We start from the raw sequence: 13,023 nt of genomic DNA on the forward strand, positions 1-13,023 counted from the left end.
AAACACAACCCGCTACGGGGGAGACTTACCCGAAATCTGATTTATTCAACAAAGCCATCCGGCGCATCCGCTATCGCTTTGGCGACCAGCGCGTTGAGCTGGGGGTCGTGATAGTCTTTCCACCATTCGCTTTTGGGCCAGTCGGCATGCGGCAGTTGGGTATTTACAGCCGCGGCAGTGACCTGGGTTTTAACGGGAGACACCGTGGCATGTTCCGGCGCGCAGGCGGCCAGCATAAAAACCAGAGGAACACTCAGAGATAAAGTAAGGGAACGTTTCATTACGCCATGAACTCAAAAAAATAAAGGCGCAACTTACGCTTACTGACGTTGCGTTTTTTAGTAACGCGTGGCAATCCGCATATTGTTATACATTTTCATATCCGGAAATTTATAGCCCGGAACAATGATTTAATTTCATTAATTCATGCCGGTTATGAATTGACTGCTACACTTACTCTCGACAGACATACGCAGGAGAGGCGAATGAAAATATTATTGTGGGTTATTTTGATTATATTTCTGATAGGGCTGCTGGTGGTCACCGGCGTATTTAAGATGATTTTCTGAATCTGTTGCCCGGCTCCGCGTCGGGCAAACGTATTCACGCATTGCTCAGTGCTTCGACTGGATCACCCGGGCAATATCCGCAGAGGTCTGTAGCGTACGGATCTCCTGAAATAATCCCAGCGCGTCGTCGTACTCTTTCCGCAAATAACTTAGCCACTGTTTAATACGCGCAACGTGATACAACCCGGTATCGCCCTGCTTTTCCAGCCGCGTATATTTTTGCAGTAGCTTCACCACGTCCGGCCACGGCATACGCGGCTCATTATATTTCACCACCCGGCTGAGGTTTGGCACGTTCAGCGCACCGCGGCCAATCATCACCGCATTACAGCCGGTTTCTTTGAGGCAGGCCTGTGCGCTCTCGTAATCCCAGATTTCGCCGTTGGCAATCACCGGAATAGTCAGCCGTTTGCGGATCTCGCCAATCGCCTGCCAGTTAATGCGCTCGGCTTTATACCCATCTTCTTTGGTTCGCCCGTGCACCACCAGCTCGGTGGCACCCGCCTGCTGCACCGCGTCAGCAATTTCAAACTGCTTATCGCCGCTGTCCCATCCCAGACGCACTTTGACCGTCACCGGCAGATGCGATGGCACCGCCTCACGCATGGCTTTGGCGCCTCGATAAATCAGCTCCGGATCTTTGAGTAACGTTGCCCCGCCGCCGCTGCCGTTCACCAGCTTTGACGGACAGCCGCAGTTAAGATCGACGCCGTACGAACCAAGCGCTACCGCGCGGGCAGCGTTTTCAGCCAGCCACTCAGGATACTGGCCGAGCAGCTGGACGCGCACCAGCGTACCGGACGGGGTGCGGCTCTGACGATGCAGTTCCGGGCAGAGACGATAAAATGATTTTTCTGGCAGCAACATATCGACCACGCGCAGAAACTCCGTCACGCAGAGATCGTAATCGTTCACCTCGGTCAGCAGCTCGCGCACGAGAGAGTCGAGCACGCCTTCCATCGGGGCCAGTAAAACACGCATTCTGAGTACCTGTGAAAAAAGACGCGCTATAGTAGCTGCTCTCTATGTATGTTGAAAGCCCGGCGTTCCATTCTGGAATGTCTGGTATGCCCAAAATTCATGATGTGATCCGTGGCACATTTTCAGGTTTAATTGTATGATGAATACGTCTCAGCAAGGACTTTCACCATGACCAAATCACTGAATACTATCTGGCAATACCTTCGCGCCTTCGTCCTCATTTATGCCTGCCTGTATGCCGGCATTTTTATCGCTTCGCTGCTGCCTATAACTATCCCCGGTAGCATTATAGGCATGCTGATCCTGTTTGTGCTGCTGGCATTGCAGGTACTGCCCGCGAAATGGGTTAATCCGGGATGCTTCGTTCTCATTCGCTATATGGCCCTGCTTTTTGTGCCCATCGGCGTAGGGGTGATGCAGTATTACGATGTGCTTAAAGCGCAGTTCGGCCCGATTGTGGTCTCCTGCGCCATCAGTACGCTGGTGGTTTTCCTGGTGGTCAGCTGGAGTTCACACATTGTGCATGGCGAACGTAAGGTCGTTGGGGAGAAAACAAAAAAATGATGGCAAATATCTGGTGGTCCCTGCCGTTAACCCTGTTGGTATTCTTTGCTGCGCGTAAGCTTGCGGTTCGTTTCAAAATGCCGTTGCTGAACCCGCTGCTGGTCGCCATGGTGGTCATTATTCCTTTTCTGCTGCTCACCGGCATTCCTTATGAGCGTTACTTCGCCGGGAGCAAGATCCTCAACGATTTGTTGCAGCCTGCCGTGGTGGCGCTGGCCTTTCCTTTATATGAGCAACTGCATCAGATCCGCGCGCGCTGGAAGTCCATCATTACTATCTGCTTTGTGGGTAGCCTTGTTGCGATGATCACCGGCACCTCGGTGGCCTTATTGATGGGCGCATCGCCGCAGATCGCCGCCTCTATCCTGCCTAAATCCGTCACCACGCCGATTGCCATGGCCGTGGGCGGCAGCATCGGGGGTATTCCGGCCATCAGCGCCGTGTGCGTGATTTTCGTCGGGATCCTCGGCGCGGTGTTTGGTCATACGCTGCTGAATATCATGAAAATTCGGACCAAAGCGGCGCGTGGCCTGGCGATGGGTACTGCCTCGCACGCGCTGGGCACCGCACGCTGTGCGGAACTGGATTATCAGGAAGGGGCATTCAGCTCGCTGGCGCTGGTGATCTGCGGGATTATCACTTCCCTGGTCGCGCCGTTTATCTTCCCGGTGATTCTGGCGGTAATGGGCTAAAATTTGCGATGCGTCGCGCAAATTTCATTTTCATTTCATAAGTTGCACACATAATGAGATTTGGATCACATATAAAGGCCGTACGGCTCCGTACACTACCGATCCATTAACCTTGATGAGGCAACGTCATGCATCCACGTTTTCAAGCTGCTTTCTCTCAGCTTGCAGAGAATTTGCAATCAGCCCTGGCTCCGGTTCTGGCGGATGTGCATTTCCCCGCCCTGCTGACGGCAGATCAGGTCACGACGCTTAAGCAGGCAACGGGGCTGGACGAAGACGCGCTGGCTTTCGCCCTGCTGCCACTGGCGGCTGCCTGCGCCCGCGCTGACCTTTCACATTTTAACGTAGGCGCGATTGCGCGCGGCGTGAGTGGGACCTGGTACTTCGGCGGGAACATGGAGTTTCTCGGTGCGACCATGCAGCAAACCGTTCACGCGGAGCAGAGCGCTATCAGTCACGCCTGGCTGCGTGGCGAAAAAGCCCTGCGCGCCATCACCGTCAACTATACCCCTTGTGGCCACTGTCGCCAGTTTATGAATGAGCTGAACAGCGGGCTGGAACTGCGCATCAACCTGCCGGGTCGTGCGCCGCATACGCTGGGTGATTACCTGCCGGATGCTTTCGGCCCGAAAGATCTGGAGATCAAAACCCTGCTGATGGACGAGCAGGATCACGGTTACGCGCTTTCAGGCGATGCGCTCAGCGAAGCGGCCATTGCCGCCGCCAATAAAAGCCACACGCCATACAGCAAATCACCAAGCGGCGTCGCCCTTCAGTGCCGCGACGGCCGCATCTTCACCGGCAGCTATGCAGAGAACGCCGCGTTTAACCCGACGCTGCCTCCGCTACAGGGTGCGCTGAATCTGCTCAGCCTGAACGGGTACGACTACCCGGATATTCAGCGCGCGATCCTGGCAGAAATTGCCGATGCGCCGTTGATCCAGTGGGACGCGACCGCCGCCACGCTGAAAGCGCTGGGCTGTTCAGCCCTCGACCGCGTACTGCTTGCATAATCTGGTCGGCGGGCAGAGATGCCCGCCAGTCTGACGAAAAACCCCTCAGTTGAATCGCTGTTTCTTGCGCTAACCAGGCGGGTACAGTAGCCTGAGGGAAATTTCATCATCGGTACGAGCCATCTCCATGTTAAAGCGCGTGTTTTACAGCCTGTCTGTCCTGGTCGGCATACTGCTGTTGATCGTGCTGGGTCTCGACCGCTGGATGAGCTGGAAAACAGCCCCCTACATTTTTGATGATCTACAGGACCTCCCCTACCGTCAGGTTGGCGTCGTGCTTGGCACCGCCAAGTATTACCGCACCGGCGTCATCAATCAGTATTACCGCTATCGTATTCAGGGTGCGCTGAACGCCTATAACAGCGGCAAGGTGAACTATCTGCTGCTGAGCGGCGATAACGCGCTGCAAAGCTATAACGAGCCGGTGACGATGCGCAAAGATCTGATTGCCGCAGGCGTCGACCCGGCCGATATCGTGCTCGACTACGCCGGATTCCGCACGCTTGACTCCATCGTGCGTACTCGTAAGGTGTTCGACACCAATGATTTCATCATCATTACCCAGCGTTTCCACTGCGAGCGGGCGCTGTTTATCGCCCTGCATATGGGGATCCAGGCCCAGTGCTACGCCGTGCCGTCGCCAAAAGATATGCTGAGCGTGCGCGTACGCGAGTTTGGCGCCCGTTTTGGCGCACTGGCTGACCTGTACTTATTCAAACGTGAACCGCGCTTTTTAGGCCCGCTGGTGCCAATCCCAACGATGCATGAAGTGCCGGAGGATGCGCAGGGTTATCCGGCGGTAACGCCAGAGCAGTTGCTGGAAATGCAGAAGAAGTAATAACTGATGTCGGGTGGCGGCTTCGCCTTACCCGACCTACGATCGCGATTTAGTAGGCCCGGTAAGCGTCGCGCCACCGGGTAAAAAAAGGCCCGCTACGTGAGCGGGCCTTTTTATTCTGAAGACCTTACTTCTTACGCGCGTACTTCAGTGAATCCAGCGCTACCGCGAAGATGATGATGGCGCCCTTGATGATGTACTGCCAGTACGGGTTCACGCCGATGTAGGTCAGGCCGTAGTTGATTACGGTGAAGATAATCACACCGGTCACCACGCCCAGTACGGTACCCACGCCGCCGCTGAAGGAGACGCCGCCGACCACACAGGCCGCAATCGCATCCAGTTCGTACATAAAGCCGAGGTTGTTGGTGGCAGAGCCGATACGGCCCGCTTCCAGCATCCCGCCGAAGGCGTAGAACACACCGGACAGCGCGTAAATCATCAGCAGGTTCAGGGCCACGTTGACCCCGGACACTTTCGCCGCTTCCGGGTTACCGCCGATGGCGAAGATATTTTTACCGAAGCGGGTTTTGTTCCACAGGATCCAGACGAACGCCACCGCAATCAGCGCATAGAAGGTGATATAGGAGAGACGGAAGCTGCCCAGCGCAACAAACCCCTGCGTGAAGGTCGAGAAGCCGCTGTCGAAGCCAGAGATCGGGGACGCGCCGACGAAATCGTAGTACAGGGAGTTGATACCATAAACGATAATCATCGTGCCCAACGTGGTGATGAATGGCGTCACGTTCAGGTAAGCAATGATGATGCCGTTAATCAGGCCGATCACCGCGCCGATGGCGCACACGATTAGGATCACCACGAAAATCGGCATGGTCGCCATCTCCGGGAACACCTTGTTGGCGTTTTCCATCGACTGCAACAGGGTTGCTGCAATGACCGCCGCCAGACCCACCTGGCGCCCTGCCGAAAGGTCAGTCCCCTGGGTCACGATAAGCCCCGCCACGCCAAGCGCGATAATAATACGTACGGAAGACTGGGTCAGAATGTTACTCAAGTTCAGCAAACTTAAGAACGTAGGGTCCTGGAAAATAATAATCGCCAGCAAGACTAAAAGAACAACGTAAATACCGCCTTCTTTCAGATAAGTGAGAAAACTTTTTTTATTTAACGCACTCATGAGGAGCCCCTGATCTTAAAGGTGCAAAGACGCAAGACGCAAAATTTCGTTTTGCGTTGTCGTTTTGGTGTCAACAATACCGGCAACGAGACCATTGCTCATAACCAGAATACGGTCTGTGATCCCTAACAATTCCGGCATTTCGGAAGAAATAATAATGATCCCTTTATCTTTTTTCGCCAGCTCAGCGATCAGCTGGTAAATCTCAAATTTTGCCCCGACGTCGATACCGCGCGTAGGTTCATCCAGCATCAGAATTTCAGGCTGGGTTAATAGCCAGCGACCGATGATGACTTTCTGCTGGTTGCCACCCGAGAGTGAACCAATTTGCGTACGGTGGCCCGGCGTTTTCACGCGCATGGAGTCAATCACCCACTGGGTATCGCTCTTCATGCGGGAGTTATCCAGCAGCCCGACTTTGTTTTTGTAATTGCGAATATTAGAAATTAACGAGTTAAAGTTAATATCCAGATAAGCGTAAATACCGGTGGAACGACGTTCTTCCGTCACCAGCGCAAAACCATTATTAATGGCTTCGTTGGCGTTGTGGTTATTGATTTTCTTACCGTGCAGGGTAATGGTGCCTTCGGCTTTCTCACGAATGCCAAACAGGGTTTCCACGATATCGGTACGCTTAGCGCCTACCAGCCCTGCAATGCCAAGAATCTCGCCCTTGTGCAGATCGAAAGAAACATCGCGAATAGACGGCTGACGCAGCGAAGTCAGGTTACGCACCTCCAGAATCACTTCGCCTGGCTTGTTTTCTTTATCCGGGAAGCGCTGGTTGAGGGAACGGCCAACCATCATGGCGATGATCTTGTCCATATCCAGCCCTTCCAGCGGCTGAGTGGCAATCCACTGGCCGTCGCGCAGGATGGTGATTTCATCGCACAGCTGGAAGATCTCTTCCATTTTATGCGAGATGTAGACAATGCCGCAGCCGCGATCTTTCAGCTTGCGAATAATGGTAAAAAGGTGATTAACCTCTTTTTCCGTTAATGACGAAGTCGGTTCATCCATGATCACGATTTTCGCATCGTAGGAGAACGCTTTGGCAATTTCGATCATCTGCATCTGGGAAACAGATAATGTCCCGACGCGTGCGCGTGGGTCGATATCAATATCCAGCTCATCAAAAATGGCTTTGGTGTCGCGATACATTTTATCCTGATCGACAAAGACACCTTTGGTTGGATAACGACCCAACCACATATTATCCATAACCGAACGTTGCAGAACCAGGTTTAATTCCTGGTGTACCATCGAGATACCGTTTTCCAGTGCTTCTTTCGCTGAATGGAAGTCGATCTCTTTTCCCTGAAAAAGAATGCTGCCAGAATCTTTTTGATAGATCCCAAAAAGGCATTTTAATAATGTTGATTTACCCGCACCGTTTTCACCCATTAATGCATGAATAGAGTGAGGACGCACTTTTAAATTAACATTATCGAGTGCCTTAACACCGGGGAATGACTTGTTGACACCGGTCATTTCCAACAAATATTCACCGGACGACTGAGTAGTTGTGCTGACCATAATTATACCTTGTTGGCCTCGCATATCGCGTTATAAAAGGGCGCAACGAATTGCGCCCAGTGAAGACAATTCAGATAACTTATTTACCGATAAACTCAGCCAGGTTGGACTGGTCTACGCCCACGTATGGAACGCGAACGATTTTATTTTCAATTTTCCAGCTGGTGCCGTCAGCCGCGCCTTTACCGTCGGCCAGGTTTTTCGCCAGATCGAAGGTGGCTTTCGCCTGGTTGTTGGCATCGTTCAGCACGGTACCGGCCATTGCGCCAGATTTCACCAGCGCCAGCGCTTCTGGCAGGGCATCCACACCGAATACAGGAATAGCAGATTTGTTGTGTGCTTTCAGCGCTTCAACGGCACCCATTGCCATCGCATCGTTGTTGGCGATGACCACTTCAATTTTGTTGGCGTTCGGGCCAGAGAGCCACGCATCCATCTTATCTTTCGCCTGAGCGGTGTCCCACATTGCGGTGTCTAACGCCAGCTGCTGGGTTTTCAGGCCCTTGTCGTTCAGCTCTTTGATAACGTACGTGGTACGAGCTTCAGCATCCGGGTGGCCCGGTTCGCCTTTCAGCAGAACGAACTGAATCTGGCCGTCTTTGTTCAGATCCCAGTTCGGGTTCGCCGCCCAGTGTTTGGCAATCAGATCGCCCTGGATAATGCCGGACTCTTTGGAGTCGGTACCTACGTAGTACGCTTTGTCATAGCTATCCAGCGCTTTACGGGAAGGCTCTTTGTTGAAGAAGACGATTGGCACGTTCTGGCCGCGCGCTTTCTCAATCACCGTCCCTGCCGCTGCCGGGTCGACCAGGTTAATAGCCAGCGCTTTCACACCTTTTGCCAGCAGAACGTCAATCTGATCGTTCTGTTTGGACTGGTCATTCTGGGAGTCATTCATCAGCAGCTGCACGTCTGGCGCTGATTTAGCATCTTTTTCAATTGCTTTACGCACAACGGACATGAAGTTGTCGTCGTATTTATAGATAGTCACGCCAATACGGGTATCCGCAGCGTGGGCTGCTGCGCCAAAAAGCATGCTTGCCATGACAGCAGACAGAGTCAACACCTTCTTATTCATGGTATCTCCGGTTTTTTTTATGCAGGGTAGTTCTTGTGAAAAACGGTTGGCGGGCAGATGTTAATAAAACGTTACTGATCGCCGAAGTTCACTTATAAAATGTCCAGCTTCCGTGTTCGGTAACGCTCCAGAAATGCGTTTTATTCGTTGTTTGAGGCAATCTCGTAACGGTAAAAGTGAATAGTCACCGTTACATTGTGTTTCAGCCCCTAAAACGCTGACATCATAGACAGCGGCTTGTTAAGATACTGTGAATTTACTCACAGATTGAAAACGGTTACATCACGTGATGTTATCAGTTAGTGATCGGAGCCACAGTTTGTCGAACAGAGACCGAATGGCGACGTACTAAAGTCGCCATAAAACAATGCGTTGCGTCAGGATCTAACAGCCCTGCCGCCCCCTGTAACGCCAACTCTGTCGCCAGTTTCGCCATCGACGCAATGGGGTAACGCACCGTTGTCAGCTGCGGATCGGTGTAACGGGCAATCGGGATATCATCAAAACCAATCAGCGATAAATGCTGTGGCACCGCAATGCCGTTATCTTTCAGCGCGGTAAGCGCCCCCGCCGCCATGCTGTCGTTATAGGCAAACACGGCCGTCAGCTGAAGATTACGCCCCAGCAGTTCAACCATTGCCGCTTCACCGCCCTGCATGTCCGGCGAACCGGTACCTACCCAGCTCTCCAGCGGCGCGATGCCCTGCTCTTTCAGGGCGTTTTGCCAGCCTTCACGGCGCATCATGTCGTCTTCTATACCGTGGCTGGAGGCCAGATAACCAATGCGCTGATGGCCGTTGCTGATGAGCATCCGCGTCGCCATCATCGCGCCGCTGATGTTATCCAGACCGACGCAGCGGTGCGCGTAACCGGGTACGATACGGTTGATCAGCACCATGCCGGGGATCTGCTCCATAAACCCGGCCAGCTCTTCATCGCTCAGGGCTTTAGAGTGCACAATCAGGGCGTTACAGCGCTGACGGATCAGAACTTCAATGGCATAACGCTCTTTTTCAGCCTCGTGATAGCTGTTGCCAATCAGCACGTATTTCTGGTGCTGCTGGGCAACCACGTCCACCGCTTTCACCAGCGCACCGAAGAAGGCGTCCGACACGTCCATCACCACGACGCCAATGGTATCGCTGACCTGCGTCGCCAGCGCCTGGGCATTGGCGTTTGGCCGGTACCCCAGTTGGGTCACGGCTTTCATTACGGTTTCACGCGTTTCAGGGCTGACCAGCGCGCTGTTGTTCAGCACGCGGGAGACGGTAGCAACAGAAACACCCGCCTGGCGGGCGACGTCACGAATGGTGATCATATTCACCATCCTTTAAAGGATTGCAGCAACTCACAGACACCCCCTGTGTTTAGCAAGGTGGCTATTCTGGCAGCGAGAGAGAGGAGACTACGTGAAGAAGCTCACACAGATGAAAACGCTTACATCCGTTTTGTTAATGATTGTGATCCAGATCGTTATCTGGATGTATTACGCAATGACACGCCCGAAGCACGGGCGGTTAACTGGCGCCATGCCCATTCCAGCGGGCCCTGGCGGAAATAACGCAGCCAGACAACCGAAAACACCACGTTAACAATCCAGACCGGAATAACAAACGCCAGCAGGGTGAGTCGGTCGAATTTCATAAACAGACCGAATCGGTAGAAAAGCGTGGTGCATATCAGCGTTTGCAGGATGTAATTGCTTAGCGCCATCCGCCCCACGCAGGCCACCGCACTGACGATCCACAGGCGAGAAAGCTGGGGCCAGAAGCCATAGATCAGCGCCGCATAGCCAATGGTCTGGAACGGCGCGCTCAGTTCGCGCGGCACCTGCAACAGGAACGCGCACCAGCGGTAATCCCACTGAAGATGCCACTGCACAATCACCGCCGGGAGGTTGATGATCACACCGAGCAGCACCAGCCCTGCTCCCGTGCGACGATAGTGACGCAGGCTAAATTCCCCTTTCAGCCAGCCGGTGCGCATCAGGGCGGCCCCCATCAGCATCATCCCCGCCAGCTGCCAGCCGTATTGCGCCCCCAGCGCCAGCAGGTTATCGCCGAGCATATCGGCCCGGTTGCCGATCGCTTCCATGCCGCCTTTCAGCTTCCAGAACTGCTCATATTGCAGGTTAGCCGCATCCGGGATCCACGAACGGCTGGTAGCGTCACCGGCAATCATGCCGAGCAGCAATAACACGCACAGTCCCATGACATAGAGCATCACGCCGGTGTTAAACAGGCTTTTTACACCGGGCGCGTCGCGGATCAGGCGCCAGCAAATCAGGCCCACCAGACCATACGCGAGCAGAATATCGCCGTCCCAGAAAAGAAGCCCGTGAATAAAACCGAGGATAACCAGCAGCGTTAAACGCGCCTGGATCCAGCGCGTACCGCGTTTGAGGAGAAGCTGAAGTCCCGCGCCAAACAGAAGCGCAAAGAGGGTCAGGAATTTCACCTGTGCGAAGAGATCGAGAATTGCCCACGTCCAGGCGTCGCTGCGCGTGATGTCGCCATACCACGCAGGATTCAGATAGGCGGCCTTCGGCAGACCGAAGGCGCTGATATTCAGCAGCAGGATACCGAGAATGGCGACGCCGCGAACAAAATCGAGCGTGACGTTTCGCTCCATGGTCCCTGCCCTGTCTGATTAGTTGTGGTGACGCACCGCGCGCAGGAACTCCTGACGGGTGTTCTGGCTCGATTTGAACAGTCCGCCCAGCGAGGTGGTGGTGGTCGCGCTGGTTGCATCACGCACGCCGCGCGCTTTCACGCAGTAGTGCACCGCGTCGATAGAGACCGCCACGTTGTTAGTACCCAACAGAGTTTGCAGTGCGGTCAGGATCTGCTGCGTCAGACGCTCCTGCACCTGCGGACGCTGGGCAAAGAACTGCACGATGCGGTTGATCTTGGACAGGCCAATCACCGTATCTTTTGGAATATAGGCCACCGTCGCTTTACCATCGATGGTCACAAAGTGATGCTCGCAGGTGCTGGTCAGCGTGATGTCGCGTACCGTCACCATCTCATCGACCTTCATTTTGTTTTCAATGACGGTGATTTTCGGGAAGTTCGCGTAATCCAGGCCGGAGAAAATTTCGTCGACGTACATTTTCGCGATGCGGTGCGGCGTCTCCATCAGGCTGTCGTCGCTCAGATCGAGATTCAGCAGTTGCATGATCTCCGTCATATGGCCGGCGATCAGACTCTTGCGGGTGACATTGTCCAGCTCCTGCACGGGCGGGCGCAGTGGCGTTTCAAGACCGCGCGCAACCAGCGCTTCATGGACAAGGGCTGCTTCTTTACTGAGTGATGACATTCTTTTCTCCTGCAGGTGTGGCGTCTTTTGCCCTCGTTGTGGCAAAAGTGTGCGCTCATTGTGCGTGAGGCGACGCACATAATCCAGTATTCACGACGATAATTATTGCAATTGCTGTTGCCTTTCAGCCTGACGGTTCCAGACTAACGCCCCGGCAACGAACAGCGCGATCCCCGCCAGCCCCAGCGCAGGCTCCAGCCGGTGCGTGAGCCAGGTTGACAGTGCCGACGTGACCGGCCCCACCAGCTGACCAATGGCATACCCGGTGGTGAGCAGACCCGCCATATAACGCGTGTGGTCTGGCGCCAGCTCGCGTCCGCATAATAGCGAGAGCTGCACCGCGCAGAGGAAGCCGCCGCCCACCAGCAGTCCGCCCGTCAGCAAGCCGCCAATGCCCGGCAGCAGCCAGGCCGCCAGCACGCCAACGCCCTGTAACCACAGAACAATCGCCAGCCTGCGGTTAGCGCTTGATGTATGCCGCAGGGCAATGCTGAGCGCAATCCCCACCACCGAGGCGGCGCCAAATATCGGCCAGACAAACTGGGCAAACAGGCTGCCGGGAAAACGCACCGCGGCCATTTGCGATAAAAAGGTCGCCGGGAGGATATAGCCGAATCCTGCCAGGCTGTAGCTCCAGACCAGACGCTTGAGATCTGCGGTCAGCAGCAGCGGTTCAGGTGCGGTACCGGGGCGATGAAGTTGTCCCGCGCGCGGCAAATAGCGCGCCACCAGCACAATCAGCACCAGCGCCAGTACACCGTAGATTTGCCATGCTGCCCCGGCTGAAAGGGATTTCGCCTGAATATAGACCGCCAGCAGGCCGCTCAGGGCGATTCCGGCTCCGGGTCCGGCAAAGACGGCCGCACTGAGGCCCGGTTTGCCCAGCTGCCCCAGCCGCTCATTGGTCCAGGCGGCAATCAGCACCATCGACCAGCCGCTCATGCAGCCGATCACAAAGCGCAGCAGACCGTGAACGACGGCATTTTCTGCCGCCGCGGAGAGCAGCGTCAGCGCCACCGCACCGGTGATACCAAGCCAGAGACGTGTTTCAACGAAGCGATGGGCGCGCATGGCATCCCATGCCCCTACCAGATAGCCCAGATAGTTCATTGCTGCCACCAGCCCCGCGCTGGTGAGCGTGAGTTGCCCGGCGGCAATCATCAGCGGCACCTGAGGGGTGAAGGCGAAGCGCCCTATTCCCATCGCGACGACCAGAACCACAAATCCGCTGAGCGCGATACGCAGCGCCATGATCGCTCCAATTGTTAAAGAAAAGTAAATTTATGATGCAACATC

The 13,023-nt window shown here is 54.7% G+C and carries 13 protein-coding genes; 4 read left to right on the forward strand and 9 right to left on the reverse strand.

The annotated features are described in order from the left end of the window. Positions 1-41: 41 nt before the first annotated feature. Positions 42-281: a hypothetical protein gene (locus ACOTX7_RS00005; protein WP_421626037.1), complete on the reverse strand. Its 240-nt coding sequence runs from the start codon at positions 279-281 to the stop codon at positions 42-44. A gap of 333 nt (positions 282-614) precedes the next feature. Beyond that, entirely contained in the window at positions 615-1,550 is a 936-nt protein-coding gene (gene dusC / locus ACOTX7_RS00010; protein ID WP_006811296.1) for a tRNA dihydrouridine(16) synthase DusC, read from the reverse strand. Positions 1,551-1,718: 168 nt separating this feature from the next. Here dusC and ACOTX7_RS00015 point away from each other — a divergent pair, with 168 nt between their 5' ends. The 4 genes from ACOTX7_RS00015 (at position 1,719) to sanA (ending at position 4,657) form a co-directional block, all read left to right on the forward strand. After that, complete coding sequence (locus tag ACOTX7_RS00015) at positions 1,719-2,114, forward strand: CidA/LrgA family protein (protein ID WP_221256238.1); 396 nt, start codon at positions 1,719-1,721, stop codon at positions 2,112-2,114. Next, on the forward strand, positions 2,111-2,806 hold the full coding sequence (locus ACOTX7_RS00020) for a CidB/LrgB family autolysis modulator (RefSeq protein WP_006811297.1): 696 nt from the start codon (positions 2,111-2,113) through the stop codon (positions 2,804-2,806). The genes ACOTX7_RS00015 and ACOTX7_RS00020 overlap by 4 nt, the downstream gene beginning before the upstream one ends. 128 nt (positions 2,807-2,934) lie before the next feature. Continuing rightward, positions 2,935-3,819 carry a cytidine deaminase gene (cdd, locus tag ACOTX7_RS00025; protein WP_221256239.1) on the forward strand — a complete coding sequence of 295 codons (885 nt, stop codon included), beginning with the start codon at positions 2,935-2,937 and terminating at the stop codon, positions 3,817-3,819. A gap of 127 nt (positions 3,820-3,946) precedes the next feature. Beyond that, positions 3,947-4,657: an outer membrane permeability protein SanA gene (gene sanA, locus ACOTX7_RS00030; protein WP_039274159.1), complete on the forward strand. Its 711-nt coding sequence runs from the start codon at positions 3,947-3,949 to the stop codon at positions 4,655-4,657. A 127-nt stretch (positions 4,658-4,784) separates the two neighbouring features. On the opposite strand, the gene mglC is transcribed toward sanA, so the two are convergent. From mglC to ACOTX7_RS00065, 7 genes are all read right to left on the reverse strand, one after another. Then, positions 4,785-5,795, reverse strand: coding sequence for a galactose/methyl galactoside ABC transporter permease MglC (mglC, locus tag ACOTX7_RS00035; RefSeq protein WP_003859318.1), 1,011 nt, complete (start codon positions 5,793-5,795; stop codon positions 4,785-4,787). A gap of 15 nt (positions 5,796-5,810) precedes the next feature. Beyond that, positions 5,811-7,331 carry a galactose/methyl galactoside ABC transporter ATP-binding protein MglA gene (gene mglA, locus ACOTX7_RS00040; protein WP_032673961.1) on the reverse strand — a complete coding sequence of 507 codons (1,521 nt, stop codon included), beginning with the start codon at positions 7,329-7,331 and terminating at the stop codon, positions 5,811-5,813. Positions 7,332-7,410: 79 nt separating this feature from the next. After that, positions 7,411-8,409 carry a galactose/glucose ABC transporter substrate-binding protein MglB gene (gene mglB / locus ACOTX7_RS00045; RefSeq protein ID WP_006811301.1) on the reverse strand — a complete coding sequence of 333 codons (999 nt, stop codon included), beginning with the start codon at positions 8,407-8,409 and terminating at the stop codon, positions 7,411-7,413. Positions 8,410-8,704: 295 nt separating this feature from the next. Then, positions 8,705-9,727: an HTH-type transcriptional regulator GalS gene (gene galS / locus ACOTX7_RS00050; RefSeq protein WP_221256240.1), complete on the reverse strand. Its 1,023-nt coding sequence runs from the start codon at positions 9,725-9,727 to the stop codon at positions 8,705-8,707. Positions 9,728-9,882: 155 nt separating this feature from the next. Next, the gene (gene yeiB, locus ACOTX7_RS00055; protein ID WP_205922630.1) at positions 9,883-11,040 is read right to left on the reverse strand and encodes a DUF418 domain-containing protein YeiB; all 1,158 of its coding nucleotides are present in this window, start codon (positions 11,038-11,040) and stop codon (positions 9,883-9,885) included. An 18-nt stretch (positions 11,041-11,058) separates the two neighbouring features. Continuing rightward, positions 11,059-11,727 carry a GTP cyclohydrolase I FolE gene (gene folE, locus ACOTX7_RS00060; protein ID WP_017383384.1) on the reverse strand — a complete coding sequence of 223 codons (669 nt, stop codon included), beginning with the start codon at positions 11,725-11,727 and terminating at the stop codon, positions 11,059-11,061. A 102-nt stretch (positions 11,728-11,829) separates the two neighbouring features. Then, positions 11,830-12,978 carry a YbfB/YjiJ family MFS transporter gene (locus ACOTX7_RS00065; RefSeq protein WP_006811305.1) on the reverse strand — a complete coding sequence of 383 codons (1,149 nt, stop codon included), beginning with the start codon at positions 12,976-12,978 and terminating at the stop codon, positions 11,830-11,832. Between the last annotated feature and the right edge of the window lie 45 nt (positions 12,979-13,023).

This window comes from Enterobacter cloacae complex sp. IR5418, from assembly GCF_049238105.1.
GTDB classification, from domain to species: domain Bacteria; phylum Pseudomonadota; class Gammaproteobacteria; order Enterobacterales; family Enterobacteriaceae; genus Enterobacter; species Enterobacter hormaechei.